The sequence below is a fragment of the Methylobacterium durans genome (assembly GCF_003173715.1).
Taxonomy (GTDB): domain Bacteria; phylum Pseudomonadota; class Alphaproteobacteria; order Rhizobiales; family Beijerinckiaceae; genus Methylobacterium; species Methylobacterium durans.
Genome location: NZ_CP029550.1, coordinates 1 through 19,957 on the forward strand (window position 1 = coordinate 1; position 19,957 = coordinate 19,957).

Genomic DNA, 19,957 nt, shown 5'->3' on the forward strand with positions numbered 1-19,957 from the left:
GAGACAGGAAAGCTCAGGGTGCGAAACGGGGGCATCGGAATGGGAGCGGATCGGCCTGTTCATCCATGCACCCCATGTGGGGCTTCCATGATGGGAAGGTCAAGGGCCGCTCGGTCGCATGCCCGGACATGCGCCGCCAAGCTGCGCCGCCCGCCAAGCTGCGGCCGCCCGCCAAGCTGCGGCCGCCGTCGGCAGGGCGCCTGGCGGGGCCCCGTCGCGGCAGGCCTTCACCGCCCGATCGTTCGGGCTCCTGGGACGCCCGGGCGAGACGGCTCAGGAGGCGGCCCTGTCCTGCCCGGCTCCCGCTCGGGCAACCGGACGCGAACGACGGTTCCGCGACGATCTCGCTCTCGATCGTCAACCGCCCGCGGTGGCGGTTCAGGGTGTGCTTGACGATCGCGAGGCCGAGGCCCGTCCCGCCCTGCTGCGGCTCGACGTCACGTCGACCCGGTAGAACCGCTCGGTGAGGCGGGGGATGTGCTCGGGCGCGATGCCGGCCATCATTCGTGACGGCGAGTTCGATCTCGGGCTCGCCGAGCCGCCCGAGCGGGTCGCGGGCAAGCGAGACCGTCACGTGGGCGCCGCCATACTTCCGCGTTCTCGATCAGGTTCTCCACGCGCAGAAGCTCGTCGCGGCTGCCGAGGACGGGATAATCCCCTCCTCCGCCCGCAGCGTCACGGAAACGCCGCGCTCCGCCGCGAGCGGGCCCTGCGCGTCCACCATCTGGCGGGCGATCTGCCCGAGATCGACCGTCTCGGTCGGCGCGACGTGCTCGCGCAACTCGATCCGCGACAGGGAGAGCAGATCGTCGATGAGCCGCGTCATCCGCTGCGCCTGCGTGCGCATGATGGCGAGGAAGCGCTCGCGCGCAGCGACGTCGTTGCGGGCGGGGCCCTGCAGCGTCTCGATGAAGCCGAGGAGCGAGGCGAGCGGTGTCCGCAGCTCGTGGCTGGCATTGGCCACGAAATCGACCCGCATCGCCTCAAGCCGCTGGGCCGAGGTGAGGTCGCGCAGGAACAGCACCACGTTCGGCTGACCCCCGCCTGCGGCATCGGCAGGCGCCGATCTGCACCTCGAAGCTTCGCTCGGTCGGCACGCGTGTGGCGTAGCCGGTCTTCAGGGGCTGGCCGGTCCGCAGGACCGCCTCGATGCCGTCGAGGATCTCCGGCGCCCGCAGGGCGAAGGAGAGCGGGTGGCGCAGCTTCAGGTTCGGGAAGAGTGCTCGGGCGGCGGGGTTTGCCTCGATGACGACGGAGCGGCGATCGATCAGGATGACGGGATCGGGATGTTGGCGAGCAGCGCCTCGGCGATGGCGTGGCGGCCGGGCTCGCGGCCTCCAGCGGCGCGGCGACGGGGACACGTTGGCGTCCGCCGATCGCCCCTCCGAGGCCGGCGGCGGCGAGGGAAGCGGCAACGAGGCGAGATCGAGGCTTCCGTCGAGCCAGGCGACGGCGAGCAGGAAGGCTGCCGCCACGCTCGCCCCCGTCCAGGCGGCCCGGCGTGCCCCTCTTCCATCAGCGGATCGCGACCATCGAGAGAGGCGCCCTCAGCGACGGGCAGGAGGCGTCACGGCCGCCCGTCCGGATCGGCGCCGCGGCGCACCTGCTGCGCCCGCTTGAAGATCTCGTAGGCCCCGAGCATCGCGAGGGCGAGGATGAAGGGCACGAGGTAGTAGCAGACCCGGAACAGCAGCAGCGAGCCGAGCACCTGGTCCCGCGGCAGGCTGGACAGGGCGAGAAGGATCGTCGCCTCGAACACCCCGAGGCCGCCCGGCGCGTGGCTCGCGATGCCGAGCATGGCGGCGAGCACGTAGACGGCGAGGAATGTGGTGCCGATCGTCAGGCCCGGCGGCAGCAGCACGTAGAGCACGGCCGCGGCGGCGCAGACGTCGCCGATGCCGACGAGCATCTGGCTGAAGGAGACCGAGGCGCCGGGCAGTTCCAGCCGCCAGCCCTTCACCTTCACGCTGCGCCGCTTGAGCGAGACCCAGGCGAGATAGCCGAGCACCGCGACGAGGGCGGCGACCGACCCCCTGGTTCAGCCGGATCGACGTGAAGGTCAGTCCCGCGAGCTGGCCCGCCTCGACGATGAGGCTGAGGCCCAGCACGACGCCCATGCCGAGCCAGAAGGTGAAGCCCGCGATCACTGTGAGCGCGGCGATCTTCGGGGCTGACAGCCCTTCCCGGGAGTAGATCCAGTAGCGGATCGTTCCCGCCGTGAAGAGCGGGAAGCCTAGGGTGAAGCTCACCGCGTAGCTCGTGAACGAGGCGAGCGCCGTGATGCGGTAACGGACCTTCACCTTGAGCTGGCGCAGCGCCAGCGCGTCGTAGCCGGTGAGGAACAGGTAGCTCACGCAGACGAACAGGAAGGCGAGGCCGAGCTGCTTCGAAGTCGCCGCCGTGAAGGCCGCGTGCAGCTCCGACCACGTGACGGTCTGGACGAGCTTCCACAGGACGCCGATCGACACCGCGAACAGGATCACGCTCGCGGCGGTGCCGATCCAGGCGTAGCGGCTCCGCATCCCCGAGGACCGGGCGACCTGCGGCACGCCGGCGGCTTCCGCCGTCCGATCGGCCTCGATCGCCTCGGCGTCGTCGAGCGCCTTCTGATGCTGTCCGACAAAATTCATGAATTCGGCGTTCGCCTCCGCCGGGTGCGCCGCCCGGAAAAGCGGGCGGTGGATCATTCCCCGAGCCTGTGCCGGACCGCGGTCCGTTGGCGAGGCATTTAGGGGCAATGGCGGGCAAAGGCCAGCGAGGCGGCTCCGATCCGGCGGTCTCGTCCCGGCCGGACCCGGTGATTCGGCGGTGCGGCGCGGATCACCGTTGCATGAAGCGCAGGCCCGCGAGGTGAGCCGCGGCTTCGGACAGGCCCGTGCGGATGCGTTCGGCCACGCTCGGCGATGTGCAGACGTAGGTCGGGCTCGGATGCGGGATGGCGACGGGCAGATCCGGCCGGAGCGCCGCGATCGCCGGCCGCGCCTCGCCGGCGAAGCGCCCGGCCAGGACCGCCACGGCGAGGTGCGGCAACAGGTCGAGGAGCGGCGCCAGATAGGCGGCCGCCGCCTTCGCTTCCACCCGGCGCGGTGCCCGGTTCAGGGCGCCCTCCGCGTGGATCACCCAGGGCACCGCGTTCCAGATCAGGGTGTCCCGGCGCGCGATGCCGGCCTCACGGAGGAAGCGGAACAGGTTGGCGGAGGTCCCCGTCGCGTTGTCGCGGGAGACGAAGCCGGTTCGGAAGATCGCCGGGCCCGGCGTCTCGAGGAGCAGCAGCAGCCGCGCGCCGATGCCGCCGTCGAGTGGGTCGGGATCGGGCACCGGCGCCTGCCGCTCCGCCGCGATGGTGCGGGCCAGATCCCGCAGGGGCGCGAGATGGGGCGATCCGACGAGGCGCGCCGCGCGGCGAGGATCGCCGGATCGGCGAGGCTCTTCGGCGCGTCGGGTTCAGTCGCCATCGTGCCCCGGGACGCCCGCCGGCAGGGTGCCGGAGACGCGGAAGCGCTCGACCCCACCCTCCTCGGAGAGCCGGCGGGACAGGCCCTCGCGCCCGCCGAACTGGAAGCCGATCTGCGTCCCGTAGGCCGCGCAGGCGGCCGCCTTGCGGACCTCGGCCGCCGGCGTCAGCCGGATCTCCCGCTCCCCGAGATCCGTGAAGCGGGCGCGCAGCGGCTCCTTCGGGGCGGCTTTGCGCACCGTGTAGGGGAAGTCGCGCCACCACAGGACCGGCAGCCTCGATCCGACGGCGTCGAGCGCCCGGACCATCTGGACGTGATCGACATGGCCACCGATCGCCTGAGGGCTCAGGAGAAGATCGGGCCGCACGGCCGCGACGAGATCGGCCAGGGCCCGAGCGAGATCCGGGACGATGGCATCGTCGTCCCGCGTCTCCTCGAACAGCTCGGGTGCCGAGCCGTAGCCGCGGTGCGGCGCCTCCCGGAACGGCAGGTGGGTCGGCGCGGCGATGCCGAGGGCCGCCGCCGCCGCCCGGTCCTCGTCGCGGCGAAGCGCCATGTAATCGACCTCCGCCGGCAGACCCTTGTCGAGCTGGCAGGCGAGCGCGAAGCCCTGCGGCTCGGGCACGCTGCCCGTGAACAGGGTCGCCATGACGACCTGCCAGCCGCCTTCAGCCAGCATCGCCAGCGTGCCGCCGCAGGAGAAGGCGGCATCGTCGAGATGGGGCGAGAGGGCGAGCGCAATGGGCATGGTGCCGGCCTAGAGGAGGTGCGGCTCCGCCCGGAACCGACAGGACGGATCGACGGGCAGGTCCGGCGAGAAGCGCGTGTCCGGATGTGCACCCGCGATCTCGGCGTAGATCCCCATGATCTGGCGGCCGACCGTCTCCCAGGAATAGACCCGGCGGCACTCCTCCAGCCCCCCACCGGCGATGCGGCGGCGCAGCGCCGCGTCTTCGATCACGCGGGCGAGCGCGTCCGTGAGGGCGGCGACGTCGCCGGGCTCGGTCAGGAGCCCGTTCTCCCCGTCGCGCAGGCAATCGGAGACGCCGACCGAGTGGGTCGAGACCACGGCGAGCCCGGCCGCCATCGCCTCCAGGATCGTGTTCGAGAAGCCCTCGGCGTAGGTCGGCGAGACGAAGACATCGGCCTGCCGGTAGAGGTCCGGCACGGTGGCGTAGTCGGCGTAGCCCGTGAAGCGAAGCCGCTCCTCGGGCAGGTCGCGCTCGGCGGCCCGCGCCTGCGCGGCCTCGACGTCGGGGCCGATGCCCGAGATCGTCGCGGCGAACGGCATGCCGCGATCGCGCAGGCGCCCGAGCGCGTCGACGAAATCGAGCACGCCTTTCCGCCGGTCGACGCGACCGTGATAGAGGAGACGAACCGGGCCGGCATGCAGCTCGGGAAGCCCGTCCGCATGGGGCTGCGTGAAGCGCGCCGTGTCGACCGCGCCGGGCACGATGGTGAAGCGGCCCGGGTCGGTGCCGAGGCGCTCGCAGACCTCAGCCACGAAGGAGCGGCCGCCGATGAGGAGCGCGTTGGCGTGGTCGAGAACCGCGCACATGGCGCGCCGGTGCGTCTCGCAGCAGGAGCCGACCCAGTGGCCGTCTCCGCCCTGGATCGAGACCACGTTCGGCACGCCGAGCCGGCGGGAGGCCAGCAGGACCGCCCAGCCGGTCGGGTAGCCGTACTGCGCGTGCAGGACGTCGAAGGGCGCGCGCGCGTGCTCGGCCGCGATCGTCTCGACCATCGCCTCGACGTCGCGCTCGAAGTCGCCGCCCTCCTGCTCGCCGAGCTGCTCGAGGCCGATCACCCGAACGCCCGGCGGGCGGGGGCGGGCCGCCGCCGTAGACGCGGGTGCCGAAGGCGTCGCCCCGGTACTGGCTGATCATCGTCACGTCATGCCCGGCGCCGACGAGCTCGCGCAGGAGGTTCTGCGCGTAGACGCTCATGCCGGATATCGCCGGGAAGTAGCGCCGGCTGACGAAGCAGATCCTCATCGGACAGGGGTTTCCCGTACGGTCATGTCGGGCGGCGGCAAGTCCGGGCCCGGGCGTCGGCATTGCTTCAGGTATTCGATGGCGGCCGGAATCATCGCGTCCGCCCGGTGGCTCTCGCGGGACAGCTCGACGCAGATGAGCTTGCCGAAATGGATCGCATCGAGGGCGTCGAGCACGCCCGGCACGTCCATGTCACCCTCGCCGAAGGGCAGATGCACGTGGATGCCGCGCGCCATGTCCTCGATCGCCACGGTGCCGATGCGGGGCGCGAATTCGGCGACCGCCGCGGCGGGCTCGCGCTCGCCGGTGACGAGGCAGTGGCCGGTGTCGAGGGCGAGGCAGAGACCCTCCACCTGAAGCGCGGCGAAGTCGTCCAGGGTCTCGACCAGCATGCCGGGCTCGGGCTCCAGGCAGGGCACGACGCCGTTCTCGGGCGTAGGCCACCACCTCCTGCAGCCCGTCCACCAGCCAGTGCCGCGCCTCCGCAGGGTCGATTCCGGGCTTCGGCACACCGGCCCAGAAGGACACGGCCTCGGATTTCAGGATCGCGCCGATCTCGATCGCCCGCTTCAGGAAGCCGATCCGGCGGGCGCGGCCCGTCGCGTCGGCCGTCACCAGGGTCGGCTCGTGCTTGGCCCGCGGATCGAGGAGGAAGCGGGCCCGGTCTCGATCACCGAGCCGAGCCCAAGGCGCTCCAGGCGGCTCGCGACCCGCTCCGCCTCCCGCGCCCAGGTCTCGGCGAAGGGGTCGAGGTGGTGGATGTCGAGGGTGAGCGCGACGCCGTCGTAACCGGCCCCGGCGATGAGGTCGATCGCGTCGTCGAGGCGGTGATTGGCCGCCCCGTTGGTGTTGTAGGCGAAGCGGAGACTCATGCGGCCCGTCCCCTCTGCTCCAGCCGGAACGGCGCGTGGTGCGATTCCGGCTCGCGGTAGAGGGGATAATGGCTGCCGACGATCTCCTCGGCCAGCGCCACGTCGAAGAGCGGCTGACCGCCGAAGCGCTCGATCGCCTCGGGCGTCAGGCGGATCGGGCGCAGGGTCTCGCTCTGCGTGCCGAAGCGGACGAGGGGGTGATCGCGCTCGATGAGCTTCCGGGCGTTGCGCTCGCCGATCCGGTAATAGCTCATGGTCTCGACCTCGAGCCCCGGCACGATCGCCTTGACGACGCCCACCCCGCCGCGCGGCGGCGAGCAATCGACGTAGAGAACGTCGAACCCGGCCTCCAGAAGCCGCTCGCAGGCGATCGCGCCGCGGGCGTGCCCGTCGGCGGCGGGCGTCGTCGGCAGCTCCGCGAAGGCTTTCGTCGCGCGCTCGGAATAGACGGTGTCGGCGAGCACCGCGTGCAGATCCTCCGGCGGCAGCACGATCCATTCGAGCATGGCCTTCAGCGCCCGGCTCTCCTCCAGGTCTAGGCTCGGCAGGGCCTTCTCGATGAAGGCGTGGACGTAGCCCGGCGGCGTGACCCGCTCGGCGAAGGCGAGGGGCCCATGGCCGAAGGCCTTGCGCACCCGCGCCGCCTGGAATTCGAGGAGCGCCTTGCGCAGGGCCCGCTCCCGGTCCGGGTCGCAGGCCTCGCCGCAGGCCGAGAGCGCGATCGGCGTCGGCGCGTCGGCGGGATTCCGGTCGTAGCCGACGACGTAGAGGTTCGTCAGGCCGAACTGGTCGGTGGCGAATTTCGGCAGGGCCCGGATGCCGAGCGATTCCAGCCTTGCCAACATGCCTGAGGTCTCGGGCCCAAGCCCTTGCGAGAGATCGAGCATCACGCCCTGGTCGAGGGCGCGGAACAGGAGGCCGTTGCCGTCCCGCTGCAGCAGTTCCAGCACCCCGTGGCCGAGGGCGAAGGGCACGTCCGGCCCGGCGCCGAGCCCGTTCGTGATCAGGTTCGTGAAGGGCTTGTAACCCTCGGACAGCTCGAAATAATCCGTCGCCGCCACGTCGAGGGGCATCAGCACCGTCTCGCCGGTCGGGTGGCGGGTGGCGGCCGTCCATTCGAGCACGGTGTCGCGGCCCACGGGCGAGCCCGCGGGCAGGCCGAGGGTGAGCGGGTCGGCGACGGAGCGGGCGCCGTGGACCCGCACGAGGTCGTTGTAGGACCCCCGCTCCTTCCTGCGCGGGATCAGCGCCAGCGAGGGCATCAGGTTCTCGGCGATCTCGGCCACCGCGCCGATAATCGCCTCGTCGTCGGTCGCCCCGTAGCCGATGCCGCTCGGCATGGCGCCGACGAAGTAGGGATCGTCGAGGAAGAGCGAGACGAACCAGACCGGGATCCCGGTCCGGTCGAGGGGCGCCAGGGGAAAGCCGACGATGCGCCCTTCCGGCAGCACGTCGAGATAGGCCCGCACGGGCTCCGGAAGGGATTGCGGCAGCCCGTCGATCCGGCGCTTCTGCCCGAACCGATAGGCGCGCGGCGCCTTCAGGCGGGCGTGGCGGGCGCGGTCGTCCTGATCAAGCTCGGTCATGGTCCTCGATAAACCCCGTTCCGCATCGCCGTACGGCCGTTGCCGTGCCCTCAGCGGCCCGCCAGCGGCCCTCCCCGGTGGCGCTCGCTCTCGTAGGCGTCCACCACGAGCCGCATCGTGTGCAGGTCGCGCTCGACCGAGTAGGCGCCGCGTTCCTCCGGGCGGCGCAGGGCCGAGCCGAAGGCGCGCACCTGCTCCAGGAAGGGCGAGGCCTGCGTGTCGAACGCGATCTCCTCCGAGCGGCCGCCAGCGCCGTCCGTGAACGTCACCGTGCCGCCGGCCACCTGCCCCATCGTATCGATCGCGGTGAGCATGCCCCTGGTGCCCACCACCTCCAGCCGGCGCCGGGGCAGCGCGTCGGGGCAATTGTAGGCGACGTGGAGGTTGGCGAGCACGCCCGCACCCGTGCGCCCGATCAGCAGGGCACCGTCGTCGACCGCGTAATCCTGCGCCCGGGCCTGGGTCAGGGCGACGATCTCGGCGATCGATTCGCCGGTGAGGAAGTCGACGAGGTCGATCCCGTGGGGGGCGAGGTCCATCAGCGCGCCGCCTCCCGCTTGGACGGGGTCGATGCGCCAGTTGTCGAGGCCCTCGACGGAGGTCCAGGCCCGATCCAGCCAGCAGGCATAGACGATGCGCACCGCGGTCACGGTGCCGAGGCGGCCTGCCTCGATCAGGGCCCGCATGGCGCGGTGGCCGGGATGGTGGCGCTGGTCGAAGGCGGTGCCGTAGAAGATGCCGCTGCCGCGCACGGCTTCGGCCATCGCCTCGGCATCGCCGAGCCGCGCCGCCATCGGCTTCTCGCAGAGCACGGCCTTGCCGGCCCGGGACAGCGCCACCACCGCCTCGCGATGCAGATGGTTCGGGGTGGCGACGTAGACGGCCTCGATCTCGGGGTCGGCCAGAAGCTCTGGAAGTGTCGCGTAAGCCCGCGCGCCCTCCGCGTCCGCCGCCTGGCGGGAACCCTCGCCCGGGTCGCAGACGGCGACGAGCCGATGCCCGGCAGCCCGGATGCCCGGCGCCATGTAGTCCCGGGCGACCCAGCCGTAGCCGACGATGCCCCAGCCGACGTTGTCGCCCATCACCAGCGCTCCGGCAGGTCGACGAATTCTCGCCGCCTCACGCGCTCGGCCTCGGGCGCGGTCGGAGGCCCGACCCAATCGAGCGCGTCCGGTCCCTCCGAGCGCATCGGGTAGGTGACGATGGCGGCGTATTCCTGCTCGTAGCGCTCCGACGGCCATCGGATCTCGTACGCGCCGGCCCCGTCCGGCGCGTAGAGCGGGTTCAGGCGCAGATGCGTGCCCTCCCGCGGCAGGGTCAGGCCGTCGACGATCGCGCGCGGCGCCGGGCGCATCCCGGACCCGCCACCACCGAGAAGGCCTCGCAGCCCCGGATCTCGGCCGGCAGGCGGGGCGCGGGGGCGCGGGTCTCCACGAGGGCCTGGGTCAGCTCGGCGTCGTCGTAGACGAGGGCGTCCGGGAACAGCTCCTCGATCTCCTCCGCCGAGACGGCCCGGCCCGCCGAGAAGCCCGGGCGGTCGCTGTTGTGGATGTGGCTCAAGGCCAGCCAGCCGTCATCGCCCGCGTTCTGGCGCAGGCATTCGAGCAGACCCGCCTTGTCGTCGAGGAAATAGAAGGCGTCGTTGCAGACGACGAGATCGACCGGCGCGCCGCTGACGGGCCAGTGGGGCGAGGCCGCGTCGAAGCAGACGAGCTGCGCGCCCTCCCCACCACCCAGTGGCGGGCGACCCAGAGCTTGGCGAAGACCACGTCCGCACCCGCGACCTTGGCGCCGTGGCGCCTCAATTCGCGCAGGTAATGCCCGATGCCGCAGGCGAACTCGAAGACGCAGGCCGGGCCGTTCCAGTGCGCCTCCAGCAGGGCGAGGCCGGCCAGGAAGGTCGGGTCGCTCCAGCGGTGCAGGAAGTAGTCGCCGACGCGGCCCCAGCCGAGGAGGCGGACCGCGTCCCGCAGGCTGGCCTCCTCGCGACCGTGCACGAGGGCCGCGAGATCGGCCGGGTCCGCCGGCGGGCCGTTCCACCAATCGTCCTGGTCGGCGAGCAGCGCCACGAGCGCCTTCTCGCGGCCGTTCTCCGCACCCGCATCGTCGAGATGCGCCAGGACCTCGGCGATGAGGCCGTCCCGGCCGATGCGCAGGTACGGTATGCCGTCGATCACCGGCCAGCGCGCGCCGGTCTCGGCGTCGCGCAGCGAGTGCGGCGTGTCGGAGCGGAGCGCGTTGCCGGTCTCGGGCGAGGTCAGGGTGAAGGGGATCATGCTCTCTCTACCCGCCCCCGTCGCGTTTGCGATCACGGGATGCGCATATCCTTCAGCACCCGATCATGGAACCCCTTCACCGGCCCGGCATGGACGAGTTCCATCTCGCCGAGCACGGTCTCCATGGTGAGCGAGGCGGCGCGCAGGTGCTGGGCGATCTGGAGGACCCGGTCGATCGCATCCGCCGCGTGGAAGGCGCGGCCCTCCGCGGTGGCGTCGTCGGGCAGAACCGCCCGCGCCCGCTCGATCGTCGCGCGCAGGGGCGGCTCGAGCGCGTCGAGCGCCCATTGCGTGGTCCGCGCCATGATCGGCCCGAGATGGTCGCCGAGCAGCATCTCGCCGGTGAAGCCCGCATCCGGCATCGCCGCGTTGTGGAAATGGTGCGCCATCGCCGCCAGGAACACGGTGGTGGGGTCGGCCCGGTAGAACGGGCTCAGCACCACGCCGTAGACCGCGACCATCAGGCAGTGCTCAGCGTGATTCTCCGGCGGCTCCAACAGGATGCGGGGCTTGCCCGGGCAGGTCACGCCCGCCCGCGGCTGCTGCGCCAGCGCCGCGACGAAACCCGGCAGCGGACCGGCCACCAAGTTGTCCCGCTCTCGGAGCCGTTCACGCAGCCGTCCGCGCAGATCGGCCTCGACCTCGGGCGTCACCGCTTCGAAGCCCGCGACCAGCACGTCGCCGATCGCGGCCTCGGAGAGGCCCGCTGCCGCCAGGAAGGCGTCGTCGAGGTCGCAGAGTCGGCAGGCGGCGAGCGTCTTGGCGGTGATCTCCAGGGCCACGGCCTCGGGATCGGCCCCGCCTGTCAGAGCGCTCCAGCCCTGCGCGAAGAGACGCTCCGCGACCGAGCCCGTCCGTCCGGCCGAGCGGACGCGCTTGAGGTCGTTCAGCTCGACGAGAAGCTCGCGGAGCGCGACGGGTGCTGCGGCGCCCTCGAACGGGCCCGGCATCAGTGCACGCCGAGCCAGTCGAGCAGCATCTGCTCCTGCTTGCCGAAGGCGTGCTCCGGCCCGTGGCCGTTCTTCACCATCGGCGCCTTGAAGAAGGTCGAGAGCTGTTCCTGCACGCCGCCGTCGCCGCGCTTCTTGGCGAGGTCCAGCACGCGGGCGATCTCGATGACGAGCGGCGCGGCCAGGATCGAGTCCTTGCAGAGGAAGTTCACCTTGATCTGCATCCGCTGGCCAAGGAAGCCGGTGACGTCGATGTTGTCCCAGGCTTCCTTGTCGTCGCCGCGGGGACGGTAATAGTGGATGTGCACGAGGTGGTCCTCGACCGGGTAGCCGAGGATCGAGTCGAGCACCGTGCCCTTGGTGTTGAGCTTCGATTGCAGCGAGCTCGGATCGTTGAGGGCGAGGCCGTCGCGGTTGCCCAGGATGTTCGTCGAGAACCAGCCGTCGACATGGAGGGCGCGGGCCTTCAGCGCCGGCGCCAGCACCGTCTTCATCATGGTCTGGCCCGTCTTGCCGTCCTTGCCGGCGACCGGGACGTTGAGCTCGCGCGCGAGTTCCAGGAGAGCGGGGACGTCGGCCGCGACGCTCGGGGTGAAATTCGCGTACGGCACGCCGCTCTTGATCGCCGCGTAGGCGTAGAGCATCGCCGGGCTGATCGACTCGTCGCTCGCATCGAGACCCTTCTCGAAGGCGGCCGAGGAGTTCAGCACCGGCTCGCTGAGATCGGGCCAGCGCTCGGTCGAGGCGAGGTTGACGACGACCACCTCGTCGAGGTTGCTCTCCTGGCGGAACCGACGCAGGTCGTTGGCGATGATCGAGACCGTTTCGCGGTGATCCTTGGCGACGATGCGGTTGCCACCGTCGATGTTCTTGCAGAACTTGGCGCTGCCGACCGCCGGCCAGGGCGTGATGCCCTTCAGGACCTGGGCGCCGTTCTCGATGTCCTGCTTGGTGAGCACGCCGTGGCCCGCCGCGGCGGAGGCGAGGTCGTCGCTGTTGAGGTCCCAGCCGCCGAAGACGAGATCCTTGTAGTCGGCCATGCCGGCGACGGGGACGTTCGCGAGCGGCAGGCCGTCGAGCCTGTTCGATCCCGATTTGATCATCTCGATGCCGGCGATCGCTGTGGTGGCGACGGCGCCACCCATGCCAACGAACGCAACGCCGACGCGGCGACCGGTCTGCATGCTCATCGGAACCGAACTTCCTTGCTGTGAAGACGCGGGGGCGTCGGACGGGCCAGGAGAGCCAGCCCCGCGTGGGACTAGGTAACTGGCTCCGCCAGGCTTCGTTCCAAGCCCCGCTCGGACAAATTTCTGCCTCCGTTCCCCTGAACCGCGCCCGAACGAGCCGTTAAAAATTCGTGAAAGCGCAGAGTTAACCGACTCTTAAGGGTGCCACGGTTGGATCACCCGGTCGTCCCATTGTGGACACAGCGGGCGGCGACATAGCCGCCACTTGATCGAAGCCGCGCCCAAGCAAGCCGCGGCACGACAAAGGAAGAATGATGGGGGTTTTCCGGAGCCGGCGCATTGCGCCGACGACGCGAGCCGTCTCGTGCCTGGCGAGACTGTGGATCAAGATCAGACCGTAGCGTGGCTGCTGCGGGCCGAGCCGAAAAGACAGGGCCGACGCCGTGCCAATATTCGCCGTCGTCTGCTGACGACTATGCTAGCCGGTCTCGTCGGCTTCAGTTTGCCGCAGAGCGCGCTGGCCCCGGCCTCCGCCCACGACCGCATCGACGAGCGCGCCTTCGCGGCCCGCGATCTCGCGAGCCGGACGGGCCCGGAGAGGCCGTCCGACTGGGGCGGCGTGCCACTGCTCGACCAGGAGCCGGCCACCACGGCCCTCATCGCGAGCGATCTCGCCGCCCTGCCCCAGCCCCGCACCGGAACCGGGGACGAGATCCTTCGCTTCGGCGAGATGAGCGTGCCGCGCTCGATCGTCGAGACGATCCTGCGCGCCTCCGCCGAGGCCGGGGTCGACCCCGTCTACATGATGGCGCTCGCCGACAAGGAGTCGAGCTTCTCGACCCGGGCCAAGGCCGCGACCTCGTCCGCCGAGGGCCTGTTCCAGTTCGTCGCCGCGACCTGGCTGGAGATGATCCGCGACTTCGGTGCCCGCTACGGCTACGAGGATGAGGCCGCCGCCGTCACCGGCCGGGGCGGCGCGATCACCGTCTCGGGCGAGGGCATGCGCGAGCGGGTGCTGCGCCTGCGCCGCGACCCCTACGTCGCCTGCCTGATGGCGGCCGAGCTGATCAAGCGCGATCGCGCCCGGATCGAGGCCCGGATCGGGCGCGACCTGAAGACATCGGAACTCTACCTCGCCCATTTCTTCGGCACGTCGAGCGCCGGCCGCTTCCTGGCGCTGAGCGCCGAGCAGCCGGGCATCGTCGCCTCGAAGGAGTTCCGCAGCGCGGCCCGGGCGAACCGCTCCCTGTTCACGGAGAAGGCCGGCAAGGGCCGCCGCGGCCTGACGGTCGCCGAGGTCTACGAGAAGATCGACGACATGATCGACCGCCGCCTCAACCAGTACGAGGGCGTCGCGGCCCTCGCCGAGACCTTGGTGAGAGATGTGCGTGAGGACGGCCGCGTGAAGATCACCGACGCCTCGCTGCCCGAGATCCGCTGAGGCTCGTTCCAGCTGGCCGTCAGTGGCCGGCCGGCGCCTCGCCCTCGCGCTTGACCCGGCTCAGGATCATCGCGAGGGGCACGGCCGACGCCGAGACGAGGGCCAGCGCCCAGAACACGTCGATATAGGCTAAGAACGCGACCTGCTGGGCGAGCTGCTGGCCGATCCAGGCGGTGGCCTGCCCCTGCGCGTCGACGCCGGCCGCCCCGTGCTGCGCGAAGTAGCGCGTGGCCCGCGCGAGCGTCTCCTGGTAGGCGGGCTCGGTCGGCGTGATGTGCTCCACGAGCCGGCTCTGGTGGAATTGCTGGCGGTAGGCGAGGATGTTCTGCGCCAGCGAGACGCCCATCGAGCCGCCGACGTTGCGGGCGACGTTGATCAGCGCCGAGGCCTGATCCGTCTGCGAGGGGTCGATGCCCTCGTACGAGGCGGCCGTGATCGAGATGAAGATCATCGGCAGGCCGATGCCGATATAGATGCGCGACCACGCGAAGAACCAGAACGTGCTGTCGCCGTAGAGGCGCGTGAGGTCGTACATCGCGAAGGCGACGATCGTGGCGCCCGCGGCGATCAGGTATTTCGGCTGTATCGTGCCCGAGACGCGCCCGATCACGAGCATCATGAACACCGTGACGAGGCCGCCCGGCGCCAGCGCGAGGCCGGCGAGCGTCGCCGTGTAGCCGAAGTAATCCTGCACGATCTGCGGGATGAACTGCGTCGTCGCGATCAGGATCGCGCCGGTGGCGAGCATCACGAGGAAGCAGGCGCCGAACTGGCGCTTGCCGAGAAGCCGCAGGTCGACGACCGGGTTCTTGCGGGTCAGCTCCCAGGGAATCATCAGGACGAAGGCGAGGACGCTCAGGATCGCGAAGGTGACGATCAGGTTCGAGCCGAACCAGTCCTTGCGCTGCCCCTCGTCGAGGACGACCTCAAGCGAGCCGAGGAAGGTCGCCACCAGCAGGAAGCCGATCAGGTCGAAGCGCACGCCCTCGCGCCGCAGCCGGCGACGCTCCCGCTTCGCCGAATCCGGATCCTCCAGCAGGACGTACATCAGGCCGAGGGCGAGCAGGCCGATCGGCCCGTTGATCAGGAAGCACCAGTGCCAGGACACGTTGTCCGAGAGCCAGCCGCCGAGCGTCGGCCCGACCACGGGCGCCACCACCACCGCGAGCCCGTAGAGGGCGAAGGCCTGCCCCCGCTTCCGGGGCGGGAAGGAATCCGCCAGGATCGACTGCGCCAGCGGCGCCATGCCGCCGCCGCCCAGCCCCTGCAGCACCCGGAAGACGAGGAGTGATCGCAGGTTCCAGGCGAAGCCGCACAGAACCGAAGCGACGGTGAAGAGCGCCACGCTCCACATGAAGAACGCCTTGCGGCCGTAGCGCTTGGCAAGGAAGCTCGAGGCGGTGAGGACGATGGCGTTGGCCACGAGGTAGCTTGTCACCACCCAGGCCGCCTCGTCGGGGCCGACCGCGAGGCCGCCGGAAATGTAGCGGAGCGCGACGTTCGCGATCGTCGTGTCGAGCACCTCCATGAAGGTCGCGAGCGACACGACGAGGGCGATGGCCCACGGGCTGTGCCCGCCCGCCGCCTTCGGCAACGCCCCGGATCTTGATCCCGACCGACCCCCCCGCCGCGGCGGCGCCCACGCTCATCGCACCCGCACCGTAGGAACGATCGACATGCCGGGTCCGATCGAGACGTCGCGGGGCCAGTCGTCGACGACGATCTTCACCGGGATGCGCTGGACGACCTTGACGTAATTGCCGGTGGCGTTCTGGGCCGGCAGCAGGCTGAAGGCGGTCCCCGAGCCAGGCTGCACCGAGTCGACCCGGCCGTGGATCTTGCGGTTCGGGTAGGCGTCGATCTCGATCTCGGCGCTCTGACCCGGCCGCATGTCGGTGATCTGCGTCTCCTTGTAGTTCGCCGTCACCCATTTCTCGTCGGGAACGAAGGTCGAGAGCGATTGACCGGCCTGCGCAAACTGGCCCTTGGCGCCGGAGAGCTGGACGATGCGGCCGGGCTGAGCGGCCATCACCGTCGTGTAGCCGAGGTTGAGTTCGGCCTGTGCGGCCTGGGCGCGGGCGGTGGCGAGGCTAGCCTCCGCGCTCGCCCGCTGCGCCTCCAGCGAACCGATCTGCTTCTGCGCCGAGATGACGCTCGCCCGCGCCCTCTGCAGCGAGGCTTCCTGCTGCTCCAAGTTCGAGGTCGATTGCTGCGATTGCTGAACCGTGCCGGCGCCGCGCGTAGCGAGGTCCTTGTAGCGGGCGGCATCCGCCTTGGCGAAGTCGAGGGCGGCCTGCGTCTGGGTCACCTGCACGCTCGCGACGTCGATCTGCGCCTTCTGCGCCTCGATCTGCGCGTCCACGTTCTGGATCGAGGCCTCTGCCGAGGCGATCTGCGCCTGCGCCTGCCGGACGGCCACGTCGTAATCGCGCCGGTCGATCTGGAAGAGCGTGGTGCCGGCCTCGACGTGCTGATTGTCGGTGACCGGCACGTCGACGACGTACCCCGAGACCTTCGGAGCGATCGTGAACTGGCGCGCATCCACGAAGGCGTCGTCGGTCGATTCGTAGGGGTGCAGGGAGACGAGCCAGTAGAGGTAGCCCGCGACGCCGAGGGCGATCACGGCAAGCGCGCCGAGGCCGAACCAGATCGGGTGACGGCGGATCACGCTCGGGCGCTTCCCCTTCGCCCGTTCGTCATCGTCGTGACGTTTTCCGGCTTGGTCGCCCTCGGAATCGGAGGCCTGCCCGCCGTCGGATCCCTCGCGGGCCACCCCGGCCCCGTCGAGGTTCAGGACGTCGCGGGCGCTTGCGCGCGCAGCATCGTGGGGTCGAGCGCCGTCCTGCGGCGCGCCCTGCCGGTCATCAAGCATCGGTCCATCGTCCGCAAACGTTCCGAAGCCGCGCGAACGACCCGAAACCCTCGATAACCCGCCTCGTCCCTGCAAAGACTGACGGGCGCGCAAGGTTCCGCTCGGCCTCGACAGGGCTGGACTGCTGGAAACGCCGCCGCGTGCGATGCGGTCAGCGGCCGAGATCCGGCTTCGCGGTCCCTTTCCGCCCCCTCGGAGGAGCTTCTGCCATGACGACCGGCAACCCCATCAACCCTCCCCACATTGCGGGCGCGACTCCGGCCGTGCCGCCCCTCGTCGGCGCCGCCCGCCTCGACGCGATGAGCATGGTGCTCGCGCGCAACTGGTGGCTGGTGGCACTTCGCGGACTCTGCGCCATCCTGTTCGGTGTGATCAGCCTCGTGGCGCCGCTCGCCACGATCCTCACACTCGTGATCTTTTTCGCAGCCTACATGCTGGTCGACGGCGTGGTCGGCATCGTCGCCGCGGTGCGGGCGGCGCAGCGCCAGGAACGCTGGGGGCTGCTCCTGTTCGAGGGCCTGCTCGACATCGTCGTCGGCGTCGTCGCCTTCCTGATGCCGGCGGCCGCGGTCTGGGCCTTCGTCTACCTCGTGGCGCTGTGGGCGCTCGTCACCGGCGGCCTGATGCTCGCCGCCTCCTTCCGGCTGCACCTGAATTACGGCCGCTGGTGGCTGGCGCTCGGCGGCGTGATCTCGATCCTGTTCGGGATCGCGCTGCTCATCAATCCGGGCATGTCGGCTGTGGTGCTGACGTGGTGGATGGGCGGCTACGCCGTCGCCTTCGGCATCATGCTGCTGATCCTCGCCTTCCGCCTGCGCGGACGGCACGAGGAGGCCGGACGGCCGATGCCGAGCGCGCCCGGGGGCGCGACGCCGCCCGCCCCCGCCGCGTAGCGCCGCCCGCCTCATCCGGTCTAAAAGGGCGGCCCCGCACATTCTGGCCGGCGTCCCGCGCCGGGTGAACGATCAGCCGATGCCGCCTCACGAACCGGACCGCCCGCAGGACGGCCCCGCCCCGGACACCCGCGCCGCCGCCCGCGAGGCCGCGGCGGCGGCGCGCGTCCTCGGCCGCCAACTCGGCATCCTGGCGGCCGGCGCCGCCCGGGGCGCCGGGGCGCGGACGCGCGCCGCCGCGTCCGGTACCGGCCCGCTCCTGCGCGGTCTGTCGGAGCGCCTGCGCCGGCCCGGCCCAGCCGCTTGGCGACGGGCGCGAGCGAAGCGGGCGAGGCGACGCGCGTCCCACGCCGCGGCTGGCGCGGGCGCATCGCCGGCAGTCCCCTCCTGGTGGCGCTCCTCGCTCTCGTGGCGCCACCGGTCCTCGCCCTGACGGGCCTCGTCGTCACGAGTTTTCTCACCCTGCCGCCCCTCGGCGGCGCGGCCCTCGACCCGGGGCAGCGGGCGCTCACCGTCGAGGCCGACGACGGGCGCGTCTTCGCGACCCGCGGCGCCTTCCGCGGGCAGCTCCTGACCGCGCCCGACCTGCCGCCGCACCTCGCCCAGGCGATCATCGCCATCGAGGACCGCCGCTTCTACAGCCATTGGGGCGTCGACCTGCGCGGACTCTTCCGCGCGGCCTGGCGCAACGCCGTCGGCGGCGGCGTGCGCGAGGGCGGCTCGACCATCACCCAGCAATATGTCCGACTGACCTCGCTGACCCAGGAGAAGACCCTGCGCCGCAAGGTCCAGGAGGCGTTCCTCGCTCTGCGCGTCGAGAGCGAGATGTCGAAGGACCAGATCCTGCTCGGCTATCTCAACACCGCCTATTTCGGGGCCGGCGCCTATGGGGTCGATGCGGCGGCCCGGCGCTACTTCGGCAAGCCCGCCAAGGCCCTGACGCTGCCCGAGGCGGCGATGCTGGCGGGCCTCGTGCGCGCGCCCTCGCAGCTTGCCCCGACCCGCAATTTCGGCGGCGCCAAGGAGCGTGCGGACGTCGTCCTGCAGACGATGGTCGAGACCGGCGCGATCACGGCGGAGGCCGCCGACAAGGCCCGCGCCCAGACGATCACGCTTCGCACGCCGCCCGAGACACCGCCCGGCACCAACTACTTCCTCGACATGGTGGCGGGCGACGCCAAGCGGCTCGCCGACACGCAAGGCGACGTGACCGTGCGCACGACGCTCAACCTCGACCTGCAGAGCCTCGCCGAGGGCGTCGTCGCCCGACGCCTTGATGCGGAGGGCACGAAGAAGAAGGCCGGTCAGGCCGCTCTCGTGGCGCTCTCGAAGGACGGCGCGATCCTCGCTCTGGTTGGCGGGCGCGACTACGAGGACAGCCAGTTCAACCGCGCGACGCAGGCCAAGCGCCAAGCGGGCTCGCTGTTCAAGCTGTTCGTCTACCTTACGGCCTACCAGAAGGGCTACACGCCGGAGAGCGTTCTCGTCGATCGCCCCGTCCAGATCGGCGATTGGGAACCGCAGAACTCGAACAACCGCTTCCGCGGCGCGGTGCCCCTTTCGACGGCCTTCGCCCTCTCGATCAACACCATCGCGGCGCAACTCGCCGACGAGGTCGGCGTGCCGGCGGTGATCGAGACGGCCCGCAGCCTCGGGGTCACGTCGGAGCTGCCGAACGTGCCGAGCCTGGCGCTCGGCTCGGCCGAGGTGACGCTCCTCGAGATGACCCGCGCCTATGCGGGGGTGCTCGCCAACCGCATGCCGCTCGAGGCCTACGGCGTCCACGCGATCCGGGGCGGAGCGCCCCAGCCGCTCTACGTCCATCCCGACCCCAAGGCGGGAGCGGCGCTGCCCGGCGACACCCGGGCGATGATGCTCGACTCGCTCCAGGCGGTGGTCGACGGCGGCACCGGCAAGGCGGCGCGGGTCTCCGGAATCCCGGTCGGCGGCAAGACTGGCACGACGCAGGAATATCGTGACGCGTGGTTCGTCGGGGTGACGCCCGATCTCGTGGTCGGAATCTGGGTCGGCAACGACGACAACAGCGCCATGAACCGGGTCAGCGGCGGCGATATGCCGGCCGCGATCTTCCGGGACTTCGTTCAGCGCGCCGCCGCCCAGATGGCGAAGGGCCGCGCCAAGCGCCCCTCCGCGGCGCGGGCCGAGCCCGCCCCGGCGGCGCCGGTCGCAGCATCTCCGGCGGCGGAGCTGCGCGGCGTGCCCGAGGTGATCGATACCGGCACCCTCGCCTTCCGGGCCGGGTGGTACGGCTTCTCGGCGTCGAGGGCGAGGGCGGCGCGCTCGCCCGACAGCTCGCCCGTTATCTTCGCCGCCGCGAGGTCACCTGCGGACCCGGTGCCGAGGCACAACCAAGCAGCGCCGCGCTTCGCTGCCGGATCGACGGAGACGACCTCGCCGCCCTGATCCT

General features: G+C 71.1%; 14 protein-coding genes and 5 pseudogenes. 4 read left to right on the top strand and 15 right to left on the bottom strand.

What is annotated here, in order from left to right; genetic code table 11:
* Window positions 1–13 precede the first annotated feature (13 nt).
* The 13 genes and pseudogenes from DK389_RS35400 to DK389_RS00055 form a co-directional block, all read right to left on the bottom strand.
* Window positions 14–574, bottom strand: coding sequence for an ATP-binding protein (locus tag DK389_RS35400; protein ID WP_418291990.1), 561 nt, complete (start codon window positions 572–574; stop codon window positions 14–16).
* Window positions 575–604: 30 nt separating this feature from the next.
* Window positions 605–1,024, bottom strand: a complete 420-nt coding sequence (locus DK389_RS35405) for a histidine kinase dimerization/phospho-acceptor domain-containing protein (protein ID WP_418291991.1) — start codon at window positions 1,022–1,024, stop codon at window positions 605–607.
* Window positions 984–1,475, bottom strand: coding sequence for a hypothetical protein (locus tag DK389_RS35410; protein WP_418291992.1), 492 nt, complete (start codon window positions 1,473–1,475; stop codon window positions 984–986). The genes DK389_RS35405 and DK389_RS35410 overlap by 41 nt, the downstream gene beginning before the upstream one ends.
* A 92-nt stretch (window positions 1,476–1,567) precedes the next feature.
* Window positions 1,568–2,453 (bottom strand): annotated as a pseudogene (locus DK389_RS00010) (lysylphosphatidylglycerol synthase domain-containing protein).
* Between the two features lie 367 nt (window positions 2,454–2,820).
* Window positions 2,821–3,455 (bottom strand): annotated as a pseudogene (locus DK389_RS00015) (uracil-DNA glycosylase family protein).
* A complete protein-coding gene (locus DK389_RS00020) occupies window positions 3,445–4,203 on the bottom strand; it encodes a PIG-L deacetylase family protein (RefSeq protein WP_109886651.1) in 759 nt (252 codons plus the stop codon). Before DK389_RS00020 ends, DK389_RS00015 begins: the two are co-directional and overlap by 11 nt.
* 9 nt (window positions 4,204–4,212) lie before the next feature.
* Window positions 4,213–5,449 (bottom strand): annotated as a pseudogene (locus DK389_RS00025) (glycosyltransferase family 4 protein).
* Window positions 5,446–6,321: pseudogene (locus tag DK389_RS00030) on the bottom strand (sugar phosphate isomerase/epimerase family protein). The pseudogenes DK389_RS00025 and DK389_RS00030 overlap by 4 nt, the downstream one beginning before the upstream one ends.
* Window positions 6,318–7,907 carry a YcaO-like family protein gene (locus tag DK389_RS00035; protein WP_109886652.1) on the bottom strand — a complete coding sequence of 530 codons (1,590 nt, stop codon included), beginning with the start codon at window positions 7,905–7,907 and terminating at the stop codon, window positions 6,318–6,320. The pseudogene DK389_RS00030 and the gene DK389_RS00035 overlap by 4 nt, the downstream one beginning before the upstream one ends.
* A 50-nt stretch (window positions 7,908–7,957) precedes the next feature.
* Window positions 7,958–8,989 carry a Gfo/Idh/MocA family protein gene (locus DK389_RS00040; RefSeq protein ID WP_109886654.1) on the bottom strand — a complete coding sequence of 344 codons (1,032 nt, stop codon included), beginning with the start codon at window positions 8,987–8,989 and terminating at the stop codon, window positions 7,958–7,960.
* Window positions 8,989–10,183 (bottom strand): annotated as a pseudogene (locus DK389_RS35135) (class I SAM-dependent methyltransferase). The gene DK389_RS00040 and the pseudogene DK389_RS35135 overlap by 1 nt, the downstream one beginning before the upstream one ends.
* A gap of 32 nt (window positions 10,184–10,215) precedes the next feature.
* A complete protein-coding gene (locus DK389_RS00050; RefSeq protein ID WP_109886656.1) occupies window positions 10,216–11,133 on the bottom strand; it encodes an HD domain-containing protein in 918 nt (305 codons plus the stop codon).
* Entirely contained in the window at window positions 11,133–12,323 is a 1,191-nt protein-coding gene (locus tag DK389_RS00055; RefSeq protein ID WP_109886658.1) for an inositol-3-phosphate synthase, read from the bottom strand. Before DK389_RS00055 ends, DK389_RS00050 begins: the two co-directional genes overlap by 1 nt.
* Before the next feature lie 268 nt (window positions 12,324–12,591).
* On the opposite strand from DK389_RS00055, the gene DK389_RS00060 reads away from it, so the two are divergent.
* Window positions 12,592–13,764 carry a transglycosylase SLT domain-containing protein gene (locus DK389_RS00060; protein ID WP_109895838.1) on the top strand — a complete coding sequence of 391 codons (1,173 nt, stop codon included), beginning with the start codon at window positions 12,592–12,594 and terminating at the stop codon, window positions 13,762–13,764.
* 19 nt (window positions 13,765–13,783) lie between these two features.
* Here DK389_RS00060 and DK389_RS00065 read toward each other — a convergent pair whose 3' ends face one another.
* Together DK389_RS00065 and DK389_RS00070 are read right to left on the bottom strand one after the other, a co-directional pair.
* On the bottom strand, window positions 13,784–15,358 hold the full coding sequence (locus DK389_RS00065; protein ID WP_109886660.1) for a DHA2 family efflux MFS transporter permease subunit: 1,575 nt from the start codon (window positions 15,356–15,358) through the stop codon (window positions 13,784–13,786).
* A 51-nt stretch (window positions 15,359–15,409) separates the two neighbouring features.
* Window positions 15,410–16,636 carry an HlyD family secretion protein gene (locus tag DK389_RS00070; RefSeq protein ID WP_109886662.1) on the bottom strand — a complete coding sequence of 409 codons (1,227 nt, stop codon included), beginning with the start codon at window positions 16,634–16,636 and terminating at the stop codon, window positions 15,410–15,412.
* Between the two features lie 209 nt (window positions 16,637–16,845).
* On the opposite strand from DK389_RS00070, the gene DK389_RS00075 reads away from it, so the two are divergent.
* The 3 genes from DK389_RS00075 (at window position 16,846) to DK389_RS00080 (ending at window position 19,953) form a co-directional block, all read left to right on the top strand.
* On the top strand, window positions 16,846–17,529 hold the full coding sequence (locus DK389_RS00075) for an HdeD family acid-resistance protein (RefSeq protein ID WP_109886664.1): 684 nt from the start codon (window positions 16,846–16,848) through the stop codon (window positions 17,527–17,529).
* A gap of 79 nt (window positions 17,530–17,608) precedes the next feature.
* Entirely contained in the window at window positions 17,609–17,962 is a 354-nt protein-coding gene (locus tag DK389_RS33655) for a hypothetical protein (RefSeq protein WP_236960487.1), read from the top strand.
* Window positions 17,920–19,953, top strand: coding sequence for a transglycosylase domain-containing protein (locus DK389_RS00080; protein ID WP_236960488.1), 2,034 nt, complete (start codon window positions 17,920–17,922; stop codon window positions 19,951–19,953). The genes DK389_RS33655 and DK389_RS00080 overlap by 43 nt, the downstream gene beginning before the upstream one ends.
* Window positions 19,954–19,957: the final 4 nt, after the last annotated feature.

Bases quoted from the DNA above. Each gene is read 5' to 3' on its own strand.
- DK389_RS00020 (WP_109886651.1), bottom strand. From the start codon at position 4,203: ATGCCCATTGCGCTCGCCCTCTCGCCCCATCTCGACGATGCCGCCTTC.
- DK389_RS00035 (WP_109886652.1), bottom strand. From the start codon at position 7,907: ATGACCGAGCTTGATCAGGACGACCGCGCCCGCCACGCCCGCCTGAAG.
- DK389_RS00040 (WP_109886654.1), bottom strand. From the start codon at position 8,989: ATGGGCGACAACGTCGGCTGGGGCATCGTCGGCTACGGCTGGGTCGCC.
- DK389_RS00050 (WP_109886656.1), bottom strand. From the start codon at position 11,133: ATGCCGGGCCCGTTCGAGGGCGCCGCAGCACCCGTCGCGCTCCGCGAG.
- DK389_RS00055 (WP_109886658.1), bottom strand. From the start codon at position 12,323: ATGAGCATGCAGACCGGTCGCCGCGTCGGCGTTGCGTTCGTTGGCATG.
- DK389_RS00070 (WP_109886662.1), bottom strand. From the start codon at position 16,636: ATGCTTGATGACCGGCAGGGCGCGCCGCAGGACGGCGCTCGACCCCAC.
- DK389_RS00075 (WP_109886664.1), top strand. From the start codon at position 16,846: ATGACGACCGGCAACCCCATCAACCCTCCCCACATTGCGGGCGCGACT.
- DK389_RS33655 (WP_236960487.1), top strand. From the start codon at position 17,609: ATGCCGCCTCACGAACCGGACCGCCCGCAGGACGGCCCCGCCCCGGAC.